General features: G+C 56.5%; 14 protein-coding genes and 1 pseudogene. 9 read left to right on the top strand and 6 right to left on the bottom strand.

Going from position 1 to position 17,123, the window contains the following annotated elements; genetic code table 11:
* Positions 1–129 precede the first annotated feature (129 nt).
* From htpG to OC597_RS13700, 7 genes are all read left to right on the top strand, one after another.
* On the top strand, positions 130–1,995 hold the full coding sequence (htpG, locus tag OC597_RS13730; RefSeq protein WP_262209140.1) for a molecular chaperone HtpG: 1,866 nt from the start codon (positions 130–132) through the stop codon (positions 1,993–1,995).
* A 203-nt stretch (positions 1,996–2,198) separates the two neighbouring features.
* Complete coding sequence (gene adk, locus OC597_RS13725; protein ID WP_112347668.1) at positions 2,199–2,843, top strand: adenylate kinase; 645 nt, start codon at positions 2,199–2,201, stop codon at positions 2,841–2,843.
* A 165-nt stretch (positions 2,844–3,008) separates the two neighbouring features.
* Positions 3,009–4,142, top strand: a complete 1,134-nt coding sequence (locus OC597_RS13720) for a sugar diacid recognition domain-containing protein (protein ID WP_262209139.1) — start codon at positions 3,009–3,011, stop codon at positions 4,140–4,142.
* A 118-nt stretch (positions 4,143–4,260) separates the two neighbouring features.
* Positions 4,261–5,526 (top strand): GntP family permease, encoded by a 1,266-nt coding sequence (locus OC597_RS13715; RefSeq protein WP_261251729.1) that lies wholly within the window; start codon positions 4,261–4,263, stop codon positions 5,524–5,526.
* A 9-nt stretch (positions 5,527–5,535) separates the two neighbouring features.
* A complete protein-coding gene (locus tag OC597_RS13710) occupies positions 5,536–6,684 on the top strand; it encodes a glycerate kinase (protein WP_262209138.1) in 1,149 nt (382 codons plus the stop codon).
* Between the two features lie 146 nt (positions 6,685–6,830).
* Positions 6,831–7,793, top strand: coding sequence for a ferrochelatase (gene hemH, locus OC597_RS13705; RefSeq protein ID WP_099065353.1), 963 nt, complete (start codon positions 6,831–6,833; stop codon positions 7,791–7,793).
* Between the two features lie 91 nt (positions 7,794–7,884).
* Complete coding sequence (locus tag OC597_RS13700; RefSeq protein WP_085115502.1) at positions 7,885–9,189, top strand: inosine/guanosine kinase; 1,305 nt, start codon at positions 7,885–7,887, stop codon at positions 9,187–9,189.
* A gap of 48 nt (positions 9,190–9,237) precedes the next feature.
* On the opposite strand, the gene ybaL is transcribed toward OC597_RS13700, so the two are convergent.
* Entirely contained in the window at positions 9,238–10,929 is a 1,692-nt protein-coding gene (gene ybaL / locus OC597_RS13695) for a YbaL family putative K(+) efflux transporter (RefSeq protein ID WP_261251732.1), read from the bottom strand.
* A 246-nt stretch (positions 10,930–11,175) separates the two neighbouring features.
* Complete coding sequence (locus OC597_RS13690) at positions 11,176–12,396, bottom strand: MFS transporter (RefSeq protein WP_099065350.1); 1,221 nt, start codon at positions 12,394–12,396, stop codon at positions 11,176–11,178.
* 181 nt (positions 12,397–12,577) lie between these two features.
* Between OC597_RS13690 and ushA the strand changes: the two genes are divergently transcribed.
* Complete coding sequence (gene ushA / locus OC597_RS13685) at positions 12,578–14,233, top strand: bifunctional UDP-sugar hydrolase/5'-nucleotidase UshA (protein WP_262209136.1); 1,656 nt, start codon at positions 12,578–12,580, stop codon at positions 14,231–14,233.
* A gap of 36 nt (positions 14,234–14,269) precedes the next feature.
* Here ushA and ybaK read toward each other — a convergent pair whose 3' ends face one another.
* The 3 genes and pseudogenes from ybaK to OC597_RS13670 all read right to left on the bottom strand — a co-directional run.
* Complete coding sequence (ybaK, locus tag OC597_RS13680) at positions 14,270–14,749, bottom strand: Cys-tRNA(Pro)/Cys-tRNA(Cys) deacylase YbaK (RefSeq protein ID WP_262209135.1); 480 nt, start codon at positions 14,747–14,749, stop codon at positions 14,270–14,272.
* Positions 14,750–14,975: 226 nt separating this feature from the next.
* Entirely contained in the window at positions 14,976–15,779 is an 804-nt protein-coding gene (locus OC597_RS13675; RefSeq protein WP_261251736.1) for a TraB/GumN family protein, read from the bottom strand.
* A 181-nt stretch (positions 15,780–15,960) separates the two neighbouring features.
* Positions 15,961–16,158: pseudogene (locus OC597_RS13670) on the bottom strand (cation transporter); the annotation flags it as partial.
* 105 nt (positions 16,159–16,263) lie between these two features.
* Here OC597_RS13670 and cueR point away from each other — a divergent pair.
* Positions 16,264–16,665 (top strand): Cu(I)-responsive transcriptional regulator, encoded by a 402-nt coding sequence (gene cueR, locus OC597_RS13665; RefSeq protein WP_099065345.1) that lies wholly within the window; start codon positions 16,264–16,266, stop codon positions 16,663–16,665.
* Here the strand turns inward: cueR and OC597_RS13660 are convergent.
* Positions 16,662–17,123, bottom strand: a complete 462-nt coding sequence (locus OC597_RS13660) for an NfeD family protein (protein ID WP_262209134.1) — start codon at positions 17,121–17,123, stop codon at positions 16,662–16,664. The genes cueR and OC597_RS13660 overlap by 4 nt on opposite strands.

The following is a 17,123-nucleotide window of genomic DNA, read 5'->3' as shown; positions in this document are numbered from 1 at the left end:
GGGCTATCCGGCCCCGTCAGTTATTCTGCAAAAATTTCCCTCCACTCGCTTGAAAAACAATACCCTGACCCCCACTTGATCCTCATTGTCCGATTTTGGTAGCTATTGTCTTTGAGGTAATCAATGAGTATGAAAGGTCAAGAAACCCGTGGTTTCCAGTCTGAAGTAAAACAACTGCTTCATTTGATGATTCATTCGCTGTACTCCAATAAAGAAATTTTCCTGCGCGAGCTGATCTCCAACGCCTCGGACGCCGCCGACAAGCTGCGTTTCCGCGCGCTGTCCACGCCTGAGCTGTATGAAGGTGACGGCGAGCTGCGTGTGCGTCTTTCTTTCGATAAAGACCAGCGTACGCTGACCATTGCCGATAACGGCATTGGCATGAGCCGTGAAGAAGTGATTGAAAACCTCGGTACCATCGCGAAATCAGGGACCAAATCCTTCCTGGAATCTATCGGTTCCGATCAGGCCAAAGACAGCCAACTGATCGGCCAGTTCGGCGTGGGCTTCTACTCCGCGTTCATCGTGGCGGATAAAGTCACCGTGCGTACCCGTGCTGCCGGTGCAGCCGCCGATCAGGGCGTGTTCTGGGAGTCTGTCGGCGAAGGCGATTACACCATTGCCGATGTCAGCAAAGAAGATCGCGGTACTGAAATCACTCTGCATCTGCGCGAAGGCGAAGATGAATATCTCGACGCCTGGCGTCTGCGTTCGGTGATCGGTAAATACTCCGACCACATTGCACTGCCGGTTGAGATTGAAAGTAAAAACGAAGAAGACGGCACCGTTACCTGGGAAAAAATCAACAAGGCGCAGGCCCTGTGGACCCGTAGCAAGGCCGACGTCACCGACGAAGAATACAAAGAGTTCTACAAACACATCGCTCACGACTTTACCGATCCGCTGAGCTGGAGCCACAACCGGGTAGAAGGCAAGCAGGAATATACCAGCCTGCTGTATATCCCGGCGCAGGCTCCCTGGGATATGTGGAACCGCGATCACAAGCACGGTCTGAAACTGTACGTACAGCGTGTGTTCATCATGGACGACGCTGAGCAGTTCATGCCGAACTACCTGCGTTTCGTGCGCGGCCTGATAGATTCCAACGATCTGCCGCTGAACGTCTCGCGTGAAATTCTGCAGGACAGCCGTGTGACGCAAAACCTGCGCGGCGCGCTGACCAAGCGTGTGTTGCAGCTGCTGGAAAAACTGGCCAAAGACGACGCGGAAGGCTACCAGAAGTTCTGGCAGCAGTTCGGCCTGGTGTTGAAAGAAGGTCCGGCGGAAGACGCGAACAACAAAGAAACCATCGCCAAGCTGCTGCGCTTCGCTTCTACCCAGAGTGATAGCTCGGCACAAACCGTCTCGCTGGAAGAGTACGTTGGCCGCATGGCGGAAGGGCAGGAGAAGATTTATTACATCACTGCCGACAGCTATGCCGCCGCCAAGAGCAGCCCGCACCTGGAGCTGTTCCGTAAGAAAGGCATCGAGGTATTGCTGCTTTCTGACCGCATCGACGAATGGATGATGAGCTACCTGACCGAGTTTGACGGCAAGCCGTTCCAGTCGGTCAGCAAGGCGGACGACGCGCTGGACAAGCTGGCGGACGAAACCGAAGAGCAGAAGGCCGCAGAGAAGCAGCTGGAGCCGTTTGTTGACCGCGTGAAGACCCTGCTGGGCGATCGTGTGAAGGACGTGCGCCTGACGCATCGTCTGACCGATACGCCGGCTATCGTCATCACCGACGCCGATGAAATGAGCACCCAGATGGCGAAACTGTTTGCCGCTGCGGGCCAGGAAGCGCCGGCCGTGCAATACATTTTCGAACTGAATCCGGAGCATGCGTTGGTCAAACGCGCATCCGATGTGGGCGATAACGAACAATTCGCCGAATGGATTGACCTGTTATTGGATCAGGCGCTGCTGGCTGAACGCGGCACGCTAGAAGACCCAAATCAGTTTATCCGCCGCATGAACAAGCTGTTGTCCGCATAACAGTGACTCTATACGCCCCTGACCTAAAGGTTGGGGGTGTATTTTTTTGCTTTTCTCACTGATTTTCCGCGTTTTATCTTCTTTTTCGTCCCTTCGGCTCCGCAATCGATTTCCTCGCGTACCTTGAGCCAGCCCCCCCTGAAATGGTATGGTTGAGCGTTTTCGCAATTTTATAAAAACTACATAGCAAGGGGATTTACGCAATGCGTATCATTCTGCTGGGCGCTCCGGGCGCTGGTAAAGGTACTCAGGCTCAATTCATCATGGAGAAATACGGTATTCCGCAAATCTCTACGGGTGATATGTTGCGCGCAGCCGTGAAGGCCGGCAGTGAACTGGGCAAGCAGGCGAAAGAAATCATGGACGCCGGCAAGCTGGTGACCGATGAGCTGGTTATTGCACTGGTTAAAGAACGCATCACCCAGGAAGACTGCCGTAAAGGCTTCCTGTTGGACGGTTTCCCACGCACTATTCCACAGGCTGATGCAATGAAAGAAGCCGGCATCAACGTGGATTACGTGCTGGAATTTGCCGTGCCGGACGAACTGATCGTTGATCGCATCGTTGGTCGTCGCGTACATGCGCCGTCTGGCCGCGTGTATCACGTTAAATTCAATCCGCCGAAGGTGGAAGGCAAAGACGACGCGACCGGTGAAGAACTGACGACTCGTAAAGACGATCAGGAAGAAACCGTGCGTAAGCGTCTGGTGGAATACCATCAGATGACGGCACCACTGATTTCCTACTACAGCAAAGAAGCTGCAGCAGGCAACACCCAATACCGTAAAATCGACGGCACCCGTAAAGTGACCGAAGTGAGCGCTGAACTGGCAACCATCCTCGGCTGATCGGTTTTTCATTGTGGTGTATAGCGCCAGGCCTATCGGTCTGGCGTTTTTTTTGCCATTTTCCAGCCGAACTGTGATCGCCGTGGCTTGTTGCGCCCGTGTGCTTTAATCATCTGCGATAAATGGCGTATAACTGCCCCCATGTAACCCTCGGGGATCATCCTCATGCTCAGACCCACCAATTTGCTGGCAGAATCCACCGCGCGCCAGATCGTGCAGCGGGCAATGGGTATCATCAATCATTCCGTCAACGTGATGGACAGCAATGGCGTCATCATCGCCTCAGGCAATCCCTCACGGCTGTTCCAGCGCCATGAGGGCGCGGTACTGGCGCTGACCGAAAATCGGGTGGTGGAAATCGATGCGGTCACCGCTGCGCACCTGAAGGGTGTACGTCCTGGTATCAATCTGCCGTTCAGCTTTCGTAGCCAGCAGGTAGGGGTGATCGGTATTTCCGGCGAGCCAACCCAGGTGCGCGCCTATGCCGAGCTGGTGAAAATGGCGGCTGAGCTGATGGTGGAGCAGGCCGCACTGCTGAGCCAAAACCAGTGGGAAAAGCGCTACCGCGAGGAGCTGGCAAACCAGTTGCTGCAGCCGCAGCCGGCATCGGCCTCACTGGAAGCTATGGCGGCCTACCTTGGGTTGGATTTGCAACTGCCGCGCATCGTCTGGATTGTGGAATTGCAGGACTCGCAACCGCATTTGCTGCGTGAACTGCTGATGGAGCTGGAGCACAGCCAGCGCGAAGCGCTGCTCACCATCACCGGCTTCAACGAAATGATCCTGCTGCGGCCCGCCAGCCTGGCACAGGGGGAATGGAGTTTGAAACAGGAGCGCAAGCAGGCACAGCAGTTGCAAAGCCAGCTCCAGTCGCGTTTCAACCTGCGTTTGATTATCGGTGGCTTCTTTAGCGGCGAAATGGGGCTGCATCGCTCAAACCTGACCGCCCGCGCCACTCAGGCGATGGCGCAACGGCTAAAGCTGCGTCACAAAACGCTGTTCTATCAGGATTATCCGCTGCCGTCATTGCTGTGTGATTTGGGTGAGGACTGGCGGGCACAGGAACTTTCCCGTCCCTGGCAGACTCTGGAGGCCAATGATGAAAAAGGGGTACTGCGCAGTACCCTGCGGCACTATTTTTCGCGGAATTGTGATCAGACGCAGACCGCCACTGAGCTTCATATCCACGTTAATACCCTGCGTTACCGCCTGCAGCGTATTGAGACGATTACCGGATTGAAAATCAATCAGTTAACTGATGCATTGCAGCTGTATATCGGCATGCTGATGCACGACTGAATTGTGTAAAACCACAACTTTCCGGCGTACCACCCGACGGGTTTTTGTGGCTTCCTCTCACGCTAATGTTCGGCGCTCAGGATATGTTTTCCCCACACCAACAACGGGGAAAATAATAATGACAACGGTATCCACATTAGGGGCGCTGGTGGCATTGGTCGTCGCTATCGTTCTTATTTTACGCAAGGTCCCGCCGGCTTACGGCATGATTGCCGGTGCACTGGCCGGCGGGTTATGCGGCGGCGCGGATCTGGTACAGACCGTAACGCTGATGATCACCGGCGCTCAGGGCATCACCAACGCCGTGATGCGTATTCTGGCGGCGGGGGTGCTGGCTGGGGTGTTGATTGAGTCCGGCGCGGCACACACCATTGCTGAAACCATTGTCCGCAAGGTCGGGGAAACCCGAGCGTTGCTGGCGCTGGCGATAGCTACACTGATCCTGACGGCGGTTGGGGTATTTATCGACGTGGCGGTGATCACCGTGGCGCCTATTGCACTCTCCATTGCCCAGAAGGCCGGGATCTCGCGGGGGGCCATCTTGTTGGCGATGATCGGCGGCGGCAAGGCCGGTAACGTGATGTCGCCCAACCCGAACACCATTGCGGCTGCCGACAACTTCCATGTGCCGCTGACCTCGGTGATGATGGCCGGTATCGTGCCTGGCCTGTGCGGGCTGGTGGTGGCCTATCTGCTGGCCCGACGCCTGAGCAATAAGGGTGACAAGGTGATGGCAGAGGAACTGACTCAGCATGCCGAAGGATCTCGTCCAGGCTTTGCGGCGGCGATCAGCGCGCCGTTGGTTGCCATTGTGCTGTTGTCGCTGCGGCCGATCGCCGGTATTGCGGTTGATCCGCTGATTGCGTTGCCGGCTGGCGGCCTGGTTGGGGCCCTCTTGATGGGGCGTATTCGCCAGTGTAATCACTTTATGGTCTCTGGTTTGTCTCGTATGGCACCGGTGGCCATTATGCTGCTCGGTACAGGTACGCTGGCAGGCATCATCGCCAACTCGGCGTTGAAGGACGCGTTGATTAACGGATTGACCCACACCGGGATGCCGGCCTGGCTGTTGGCACCGCTCTCGGGGGCGCTGATGTCGATGGCGACGGCCTCGACCACAGCCGGCACCGCCGTGGCATCCGGGGTATTCAGCAGTACCTTGCTGGAGCTGGGCGTCAGCGGGTTGGCCGGTGCGGCGATGATCCATGCCGGTGCGACGGTACTGGATCACCTGCCACACGGCAGCTTCTTCCACGCTACTGGCGGCAGCGTCAATATGGCGGTCCATCAACGGCTGAAGCTATTGCCGTATGAAACTCTGATCGGCTTTACCATCGCGGCCGTCTCGGCGCTGATGTTTGGCGTATTTAATCTAGCGGGATAAGGAATACTGATGAAAACGCTGAAAAAAGTGGTTATTGCCCCAGACTCGTTTAAAGAGAGCCTGAGTGCGATGGAGGTGGCCGAGGCCATCGAGCGCGGATTCCGCCAGATTTACCCGCAGGTGCAGTATGTGAATTTGCCGATGGCGGACGGCGGTGAAGGGACGGTGGACTCGATGGTGGCGGCCACCGGCGGAGAAATCGTCAGCGTTGAGGTGACTGGCCCGCTGGGCCAGCCGGTATCCGCCTTTTACGGTTTGCTGGGGGAGGGGGAAACCGCCGTGATTGAGATGGCGGCCGCTTCCGGCCTGCATCTGGCACCTAATGGTCGGCGCGATCCGCGCATTACCACCAGTTACGGTACCGGGGAGCTGATCCTGGCGGCGCTGGAACGCGGTGTGAAGGCGATTATTCTGGGCATCGGCGGCAGTGCTACCAACGACGGCGGTGCCGGTATGATGCAGGCGCTGGGCGCCAGGCTGCTGGATGACAACCAGCAGCCGCTGGCACCGGGTGGCGCGGCGCTGGCCCGGTTGGCGCAAATCGACCTTTCTGGGGTGGATCCACGCCTGCAGCAGGTGAGCGTGACGGCCGCCTGTGACGTGGATAATCCTTTGTGTGGCCCTCATGGGGCCTCGGCGGTGTTTGGCCCACAGAAGGGCGCTACGCCGGAGATGGTGACGCAGTTGGATGCGGCACTGAGCCATTTTGGCCGCTTGCTGGAGCAGGCTACCGGCCGTGAGGTGCTTAATGCGCCGGGTGCCGGTGCGGCGGGCGGAATGGGGGCGGCATTGCTCGGCATGCTCAACGCCCGCTTGCGACCGGGGATTGAGATCGTGATTGAAACCTTACGGCTGGAAGAGGCGCTTCGCGATGCCGATTTGGTGATCACCGGAGAAGGGCGGCTGGACAGCCAGTCGATCCACGGTAAAACGCCGATTGGCGTGGCACGGGTGGCCAAACGTTATGGTCTGCCGGTGATCGGCATTGCGGGCAGCCTGTCGAAAGATTATCAGGTGGTGCACCAGCATGGCATTGACGCGGCCTTTTCGGTGCTGGATCGCGTCGTCACGCTGGAAGAGGCCCTGACGGACGCGGCCACTAACCTGGAGGTGACGGCACGCAACGTGGCGGCGGTCTGGCGGCTGGCGCAAGGCTGAGGTCAACCTGTTTTATCATGGGCACTACCTGTTGCTGATATCGGTTCCGATGAGGCGCTTTTCCGTTACAATAGGCGCCATTAATCGAGGTTAACCCCCTGACCCAGAACGGGGGGTTAGCTTGCAAGGAATCAAGGGGAACTGAGATGAAGCAAGAGAAACACGGAGTATTGCTGGTGAACCTGGGCACACCAGATGCTCCGACCTCGTCGGCGGTAAAACGCTATCTGAAGGAATTCCTTAGTGACGACCGCGTGGTGGATACTGCCCCTCTAATCTGGTGGCCGATCCTCAACGGGGCGATCCTGCCGATCCGTTCACCGCGGGTTGCCAAGCTGTATCAGTCGGTATGGATGGACGAAGGTTCACCGTTGCTGGTTTACAGCCGCCGTCAGCAGCGCGCACTGGCCGCACGCATGCCGAACACGCCGGTTGAGCTGGGTATGAGCTACGGCTCCCCGAGCCTGGCCGAGGCGATCGACAAGCTGCTGGCACAAGGGGTGACTAACCTGGTGGTGTTGCCGTTGTATCCGCAATACTCCTGTTCGACCAGCGCTGCGGTGTGGGACGGGGTGGCTCGCATACTGAAAGGCTACCGTCGTCTGCCGTCAGTCAGCTTTATCCGCGATTATGCCGAGCACCCGGCCTACATTGCCGCACTGCGCCAGAGCGTTGAGCATTCGTTCGCTGAGCATGGTCAGCCGGATCGTTTGGTGCTGTCATTCCACGGTATTCCCAAGCGCTATGCGCGTCTCGGCGACGATTATCCGCAGCGTTGTGAAGACACGTTACGTGCTCTGACGGCGACATTACCGCTGGCGCCGGATCGGGTGATGATGACCTATCAGTCGCGCTTTGGCCGTGAGCCCTGGCTGACGCCTTACACCGACGAAACCCTGAAAGGCCTGCCGGCTCAGGGCGTTAAGCATATTCAGCTGATCTGTCCCGGCTTCTCGGCGGACTGCCTGGAAACGCTGGAAGAGATCAAAGAGCAGAACCGCGAGATCTTCCTTAAGGCCGGCGGTGAGAAGTTCGAGTACATTTCTGCGCTGAACGACGAGCCCGCCCACATTGATATGATGCAGCAACTGGTGGCGCAGCGCTTCTGATCCTCAGCACGCAAAATGGTGACAGCCATCATCAATCAGGCAGGAATGTGCTAACATTCTCTGCCTGTTAACAGCCACTGCCGCCAATTAAATGAAATTTCCTGGTAAACGTAAGTCCAAACACTATTTTCCGGTGAACGCCCGCGATCCGCTCTTGCAGCAGGCTCAGCCCGAAAATGAAATCAGCACCTCTTATGTCGTCGGTATTGACCAGACGCTGGTGGATATCGAAGCAAAAGTGGATGATAGCTTCGTCCAGCGCTATGGCCTGAGTCTGGGGCATTCCCTGGTGATCGAAGATGACGTCGCCGAGGCGTTGTATCAGGAATTGATCGACAAGAATTTAATCACCCATCAGTTTGCTGGCGGCACTATCGGCAATACCCTGCACAACTATTCAGTGCTGGCGGACGACCGTTCGGTGCTGCTCGGCGTGATGTGCAGCAATATCAAGATTGGCAGTTACGCCTACCGCTACCTGTGCAACACCTCCAGCCGTACCGATCTTAACTATCTGCAGGCCGTTGACGGTGCCATTGGCCGCTGCTTCACGCTGATCGGTGAAAGTGGTGAGCGGACCTTCGCCATCAGCCCGGGGCAGATGAACCAACTGCGACCGGAAAGCGTCACGGAAGAAGTGATTGCCGGCGCTTCGGCGTTGGTTCTGACGTCCTACCTGGTGCGTTGCAAGGAAGGGGAGCCGATGCCGGCGGCCACCATGCAGGCGATCGCGTTTGCCAACAAGCACGACGTGCCGGTGGTTCTGACGCTCGGCACCAAGTACGTGATTGCCGATAACCCGCAGTGGTGGCGTGATTTCCTGAAACAGCATGTGTCGATCCTGGCGATGAACGAAGATGAAGCGCTGGAACTGACCGGGCTGAGCGATCCGTTGACCGCCTCGGACATGGCGCTGGAATGGGTCGATCTGGTGTTATGCACCGCTGGGCCAAACGGCCTGTATATGGCGGGTTACACCGAAGAGTCCAACAAGCGAGAAACCCAGCACCCGCTGCTGCCGGGGCATATCGCCGAATTCAACCGTTACGAGTTCAGCCGCGCGATGCGCCGTGAAAGCTGTGAGAGCCCGTTCCGCATCTATTCGCACATTGCGCCATACATGGGTGGGCCTGAGAAAATCATGAACACCAACGGTGCCGGTGATGGTGCGTTATCTGCGCTGCTGCATGATATTGCCGCCAACGGTTTTCACCGTAATAACGTGCCGAACTCCAGCAAGCACGTTCGCAGTTACCTGACTTACTCCTCGCTGGCACAGGTGTGTAAATACGCCAACCGCGTCAGCTATCAGGTGCTGAACCAGCATTCACCGCGCCTGACGCGCGGCTTGCCGGAACGGGAAGACAGTCTGGAAGAGTCTTACTGGGAACGGTAATAAACAAAAGGTCCGGCGAGCCGGACCTTTTTTACATCGCTTGTCACATCAGATCGGGCAGCCGCCCATTTTCTCTTCTTCAGTCAGCGTATCCAGTTTAAGGATATTCAGCATGCTGTTGGCAATTTCCCGTTCGCCCATCACCACCTGATTCGCGCCGCGATCAGAGATATACGACACTTCGTCATCGTAGTGCGCCCGGGCGATAATCTCGATATTGGGCCGCTTGGTTCGCGCAGAGGCTACGATCTCACCGGCCTCATAACCGTTGGGTATGGTCAACAACAGCCAGCGGGCACAGTCTAGCCGCGCCAGATCCATCACTTCCGGATTGGCGGCATTGCCCAATACCGTTTTGATGCCTTGTTCACGCAACGCCTCAACCCGTGGGCGGGAATTCTCGATCACCACCAGCGGAATGCCGGCCTCGGCCAACTTGGCCCCCAGCAGGCTGCCTACGCGGCCATAACCGACCACCAGCGCGTGGTTGCACATATCGACCGGGATCTGCTTCTCGTCTTCTACCGCTTCTTCCAGGATTTGGTCTTCTATGGTCTCCGTCTTGGCCAGATAACGCTCGAGCAGGGTGAACAGCAGTGGGTTAAGCATGATCGACAAGATAGCCCCGGCCAGCACCAGATTGCGACCGTGCTCCGACATCATGCCCAGCGTGATCCCCAGCCCTGCCAGAATGAAGGCGAACTCGCCAATTTGCGCCAGGCTGGCGGAGATGGTCAATGCGGTGCGCTTGGAGTGACCGAACATTTTCACCAGCAGGAACGCCGCGGCTGATTTACCGAACACGATAATCGCCAGCGTTGCCAGCACTGCCAGCGGTTCGCGGATCAGGATCATCGGATCAAACAGCATGCCGACCGAGACAAAGAACAGTACGGCAAACGCATCGCGTAGCGGCAGCGTGTCGTGGGCAGCGCGGTGGCTCAGCTCTGACTCGTTCAGCACCATACCGGCGAAGAAGGCACCCAGGGCAAAGGAGACGTCAAAGAAGCCGACAGCGCCATAGGCAATGCCCAGCGCCAGCGCCAGCACCGCCAGGGTAAACAGCTCGCGAGAGCCGGTACTGGCGGTTTTTGCCAGGATCCACGGCACCAGACGGCGACCAACCACAATCATCAGTGCCATAAAGGCGATAACCTTGCCGATGGTAATGGCCAGCTCGATCAGCAACTGACTGCCGCTGGCGTTGTCGTTACCCAGCATGTTGGCAAAGGCCGGTAACAGTACCAGCGCCAGCACCATCGCCAGGTCTTCCACAATCAGCCAGCCGATGGCGATTTGCCCGCGTTGGCTGTCAATCAACTGGCGTTCTTCCAGCGCGCGCAACAGCACCACGGTACTGGCGGTGGACAGACAGAGCCCGAACACCAGGCCGGAAATCAAATCCCAACCCAATAGCTTTGACAGCCCCATACCGAGCAGGGTGGCGACGGCAATTTGCGCGACGGCACCGGGAATGGCGATATGTTTTACTGCGAGGAGGTCTTTAAGGGAGAAATGCAGGCCAACACCGAACATCAACAGGATCACACCGATTTCCGCCAGTTCTGGAGCCAACGAGGTATCGGCAACAAAACCGGGAGTAAACGGGCCGGCGAGTACGCCTGCGGCAAGGTATCCCACTAGTGGGGAGATGCGCAGGCGATTTGCCAGCATACCGAAGAGGAAGGCGAGTACTAACCCTCCGACAATGGTGGAGATTAGCGGTGTTGAATTATGCATCCAGACTCCTTCTAGTTATGCATCGCAGCAGAGAGGGAAACGCAACAGAGTTACGAAAAGATACATTTAGTTTATTGCATTTGTTCGCGCCTTGCTTAGCTAAATATAGCTATTTTGCGAAAAAGCAGAGGATTCCGCTTTTGGCACGCCAGTAAGGGGATTTAACACTTAATAAGTCAAATAACATGGGATTGTGTGGGGGATGACCCGGTTGAACGATGGATTACAACCGGGGTTTCAACAGGGTTATTTGGCGTTATGGTCCGTATTTGGCAGTAGAGCAGTGATAATACCGATCAATGGCAGGAAAGCACAGATTTGGTAGACCAACTCGATGCTGGTCAAATCGGCGACATAACCAAGAACTGCCGCGCCTAACCCGCCCATACCAAAAGCAAAACCGAAGAATAAGCCGGAAACCATCCCCACTTTGCCGGGGATCAGTTCCTGAGCATAAACCAGAATGGCGGAAAACGCTGAAGCGAGAATTACCCCGATAAACACCGTTAAAATGCCGGTCCAGTACAGAGATGCATAGGGTAAAACAAGGGTAAATGGGGCTGCACCAAGAATAGAGCCCCAAATAACACGTTTTCTTCCTATCTTGTCGCCAAGAGGCCCGCCAATAATGGTGCCTGCGGCTACGGCAAACAGGAACGCAAACAGGTGAAATTGGGCATTCTGTACGGATACACCGAACTTGTGCATCAAATAAAAGGTGTAATAGCTGCTAATACTCGCCAGGTAGAAGTATTTGGAGAAAATCAGTACCAGCAGGATGCCAATCGCATAGGTAACGGTACGTTTTGGCAGCGGTTTCACCATCGAGGCCACTTTAGGCTGGCCTTTTGTCGCACGATGCTGCTGTTGATACCATTTGCTGACCTGCAACAACACCACAATAGCCAGCAGGGCCGCCAGGGAGAACCAGGCGACATTGCCCTTGCCATAAGGGGCGATAATCAGTGCCGCCAGCAGGGGCCCGAGGGAACTGCCAAAGTTGCCTCCCACCTGGAACAGTGATTGTGCCAGGCCATGTCGGCCACCGGACGCCATACGCGCTACGCGGGAGGATTCCGGGTGGAATACCGACGAGCCGGTGCCGACCAGCGCAGCAGCCAATAGCACCAGTGGGAAGGTATTGGCCACGGACAGCAGCAGCAGACCGCACAGGGTAAAGCCCATGCCAATCGGCAGCGAATAAGGCTGCGGGTGTTTATCCGTGTAGTAACCAATCAGCGGCTGCAATAAGGACGCCGTGAGCTGATAGGTCAGAGTAATCATGCCGATTTGCACGAAGCTGAGGCTGAAGTCAGCCTGCAGGATCGGGTAAATCGCCAGGATCAGCGATTGAATCATGTCATTGAGCAGGTGAGAGACGCTGATGGCTCCGAGGATCGAGAAAGCCGTCCCTTTAACCGCACTGCTCTTGGCCGGTGGCAGGGCAGTTTCGCTACGGTCGGTCATTTTATTATTAGCCTGGTAAGTTTTAGAGGACAGAGCAGATATCTTAGGCAAGTTGTGCAATATTTACCATATCCGACATAATTTGACGCATATCGCAAAAATTTGAAATTTGTTACCTTTGTTTCGCGCTACAATTTCGCCCACCTAAAAAAAACAGTTAATTATCATATGGAGTTCCGCCATGCGCTTTTCGTTCAAAACCACCGCATGTGCCCTGGCCGTATCCCTGACTTTCCTGTCGGGAGCCGCCAGCGCCTGGGAAAAGGATAAGACCTACGACATCACCATTCTGCATACCAACGATCACCACGGCCATTTCTGGCAGAACGACCACGGTGAATATGGTCTGGGCGCACAAAAAACGCTGGTGGACAGCATCCGCCAGGACGTTGCGGCCAAGGGGGGTAGCCTGTTGCTGCTGTCGGGGGGGGACATCAATACTGGCGTGCCGGAATCCGACTTGCAGGATGCCGAACCGGATTTCCGCGGCATGAATCTGGTGGGCTATGACGCGATGGCAATCGGTAACCATGAATTCGACAACCCGCTCAGCGTATTGCGCCAGCAGGAGAAGTGGGCCACCTTCCCGCTGCTGTCGGCCAACATCTATCAGAAAAGCACCCAGCAGCGTTTGTTTAAGCCTTATGCCTTATTCGACAAGCAGGGCATCAAGATCGCGGTGATCGGCCTGACCACCGATGACACCTCCAAGATTGGCAACCCGGAATATTTCACCGACATCGAGTTCCACGTGCCAGCGCAGGAAGCCAAACAGGTAGTAGAGCAACTGCGTAAGGACGAGAAGCCTGACGTGATCATCGCCGCGACCCACATGGGCCATTATGATGACGGCAACCACGGCTCTAACGCACCCGGTGATGTCGAAATGGCGCGCAGCCTGCCTGCCGGTTACCTGGACATGATCGTCGGTGGCCACTCGCAGGATCCGGTCTGTATGGCTGGTGAAAACCACAAGCAGGTGGATTATGTGCCGGGCACCCCGTGCTCGCCGGATCGTCAGAACGGCACCTGGATCGTGCAGGCGCACGAGTGGGGCAAGTATGTCGGCCGTGCCGATTTCCAATTCCGTAACGGCGAACTGAAGCTGGTGCATTATCAGCTGATCCCGGTCAATCTGAAGAAGAAGGTGGAGAAAGCCGACGGCACCAGCGAGCGCGTGTATTACACCCAGCAGATCGCGGAAGATGCGTCGATGATGAAACTGCTGACGCCGTTCCAGGAAAAGGGCAAGGCGCAGTTGGACGTGAAAATTGGCAGCGTCAACGGCAAGCTGGAAGGCGATCGCAGCAAGGTGCGCTTTGTTCAGACCAACCTGTCGCGCGTGCTGCTGGCAGCGCAGATGGAACGTGCCGAGGCCGATTTTGCCGTAATGAGCGGGGGCGGGGTACGTGATTCGATTGAAGGCGGCGACATTACCTATAAAAACGTGCTGAAGGTACAACCGTTCGGCAATACGCTGGTTTACGTCGACATGAAAGGCAGCGAGGTGGAAAAATACCTGGCGGTAGTCGCCAACATGAAGGTGGATTCTGGTGCCTACGCGCAGTTTGCCAACGTTAGCCTGACCGCGGACGGTCAGCAGGGCGTCAGCCATGTCAAAATCAAGGGCGAGCCGCTGCAGGCGGATAAAACCTACCGTATGGCAACGCTGAACTTCAATGCGCTGGGCGGGGACGGTTATCCGAAGCTGGATACTTTACCAAGCTACGTCAATACCGGTTTTATCGATGCCGAAGTGTTGAAACAGTACATTGAGAAGCACTCACCGTTGGATGCGGCGGCCTATGAGCCGAAGGGCGAGATCGTTTATCAGTAAGTGGTCGCCGGGGAGCCGCATGGCTCCCCTGACTCTTCAGTCGCGCTTGGCGATATCGGCGAAGCTGCCGGCCAACAGTTGGCAAAGATCTTCTGCCGCCAGCTCAATGTCCAGCCCGCGTTTGCCGCCGGAAACGTAAATGGTGGCGAACTGCTGTGCCGGGCTGTCGATCACCGTAGGCAGGCGTTTTTTCTGCCCCAGCGGGCTGATGCCACCCACCAGATAACCGGTGACGCGTTGCGCCAGCAGTGGATCGGCCATTTCCGCTTTTTTAGCCCCCAATGCACGGGCGACCTTTTTCAAATCCAACTGAGTGGCGACCGGCGTGACCGCTACCGCCAGATGTTTGGCATCACCGTTCAGTGCCACCAGCAGCGTCTTATAAACGCGGTCGGCATCCAGTCCAAGCTTCTTCACCGCTTCATCACCGAAGTTTGTTTCTGCACTGTCGTGATGATAAGGGTGAAGGGTAAAGGCGACTTTTTGTTTCTCAAGCAGGATCACTGCGGGCGTCATGGGTTTTCCTATTTCTCCCGGCGCACCAGGGTGCAACGGGTTGCAACAAAACGACAAAAATATAACGGTAACAGCAACCTGAGTAACGGCAGCGTAAAGCGGGTTGCCAAGATGTTCACTCGGTTGCTACCCTGTGTATTGTAACCGTTAACACGGTTGCTATGCGTATAACTAAAATACAAGAAATTCCTCTTTGACTGGCCAATAGCGATATTGGCCACTTTTTTTACTGCCCCTGCAGCATCGCTGGCAGATTATCCTCGCCGTACAGATGCAGCGCACCCACCGCCACTACGTAGTTGCCGGCCGGTAACGCCTCCAGTTTTTGTCGCCAGTCGCGGTTGCGCTGATGCATCAACACGTCGTACAGATCGGCACTGAAAGTCGCGGGCAGGGTTTCCAGCATGCCGTTGGGTTTCGCGTCCAGCCACCAGCTCACCATAGTTTGCAGCAGCCGCGCGTTGGTATGCCAGTGCTCCAGCGTATCACGCAGCAGCGCCATGCCCCCTTCAGGTAGCTGCTCGAGCATCGCCATCTGCTGTTCAGCACCTTCCAGCTCGATCACCTTTTTATGCTGTGCCCTGGCGGCTTGCAACAACTGATAATCCACGCCGTATTCGGCGCGCAACCCCAGCCGCTGAGCCTGGCGGGCCTGCATCATCAGTGCCACCTGCCAGCCGGGCAGGGTTGAAAAGGTCTCCGCATCGGTACCCAGTTCCTGGCACAGCGTCAGCAATTGTTGAAACTCCGGTTCGGAGAGCCGTTGATCCAGCTCTGCCTGCTGCGCGATGTGGTCAAAGGGGGAGGCGGAGCCGGTGATATCGGCTTCCACAATCAAGGCATCCGCCTGCTTCAGGCGTGCGGCCAGTTTGGCCGGCAGCGGTGACATATCCACCGTCCCCATATGAATACTGCCCACCAGATGGAACTGACGATCGCCGGGCAGTCGAATATCCAGTGCCGGATAGGCATAGGTGATGGGGGAGATCAGGCCGAGAAAGGCGGCGATGCGGCGTAACAGTTGACCCATACAGCGTGGCTCCTGAATAACTTGTTCGCCTTTCAGCTTGAAAGGTGAGGGGCGTAACATTTACCCCATGCTAAACGCTATCAGGCATACAAGAAAGTCTGAAGAGTGAAGGAATTATCCCAAAGAAAAAAGGGCGCATTGATGTGCGCCCCGTGGTGTTGGCTCAGTCTATGGGGGGTTAGGCAAGAGTGGCTTGATAACCGGCCTGTTCCACCGCGTTAATCAGCGTTTGTGGGTCGGCATCGCCGGTCACTTTGGCGCTATCGATAGCGACATCCACGGCGGTAACGCCAGGCACGGCTTCTAAAGCTTTACGTGTGCTGCCAACACAATGCATGCAGGTCAGCCCCTGCAATGCCAGTACAGTAATTTGTGACATGCTTCGATTCCTCTCAAATGCGGTGTTTAAAGGTTGACCGCTTGACCTGTTTTCACTAAGAATGAAGGATAAACCTTCCAGCAAGGGGAAGGTCAAGGAGTGAAAATGAATATCAGCGACGTAGCGAAAAAAACCGGTTTAACCAGCAAGGCCATTCGCTTTTATGAAGAGAAAGGGCTGGTGACCGCACCAATCCGCACCGATAACGGTTACCGCAGCTATAACCCAAAGCACATTGAAGAATTGACGCTGCTGCGCCAGGCTCGGCAGGTGGGGTTTAATCTGGATGAATGCCGTGAGCTGGTGGCGCTGTTTAACGATCCAGCCCGCCATAGCGCCGATGTGAAAGCGCGCACGCTGCAAAAAGTGGCGGATATTGAAAAGCACATTGCCGAGCTGGGTGAGATGCGCCAGCGTTTAGTGGCGCTGGCGGATCAGTGTCCGGGCGATGACGGAGCCGAGTGCCCGATCATTAACAATCTGGCGGGTTGTTGCCATAACCACTAACGGGTAAGGGCGCGGATCACCAGCGTTATGCCTTCGACGGCGATCACTTCCACCTCGGTGCCCACCGCCAGATCTTCACTGGCCTGGGCACGCCAACTGCTGTCGCCGATGTTAATGCGCCCCATACCGTTATGCATAGATTCGGTCAGCGTGGCGCGGGTGCCAATCAACTGGCGGTTGCGCTGGTTCAGCACCTGCGAACCGCTGGAAGCTGCAGCCGGGCGCTGGCGCAGCCAGTACCACCACAGATAGGCGACCACTACGGTCAGTACGGCAAAAATCACCCCCTGCCATTCCCAGCCCAACTGCGGCAACAGCCAGACGATGGCGCCGACCACCACCGCCGATACGCCACTCCACAACAGGTAGCCGCTGGCACCGAGCATTTCTGCCGCCAGCAGCAGCCCGCCGAGGGAAAGCCAAAACCAGTGCGGGTTTGCTGCAATTTGTTCGAGCAT

The sequence above is a fragment of the Serratia proteamaculans genome (assembly GCF_946227095.1).
Lineage (GTDB): Bacteria > Pseudomonadota > Gammaproteobacteria > Enterobacterales > Enterobacteriaceae > Serratia > Serratia proteamaculans_E.
This window is presented reverse-complemented; position numbering and strand designations above follow the sequence as displayed.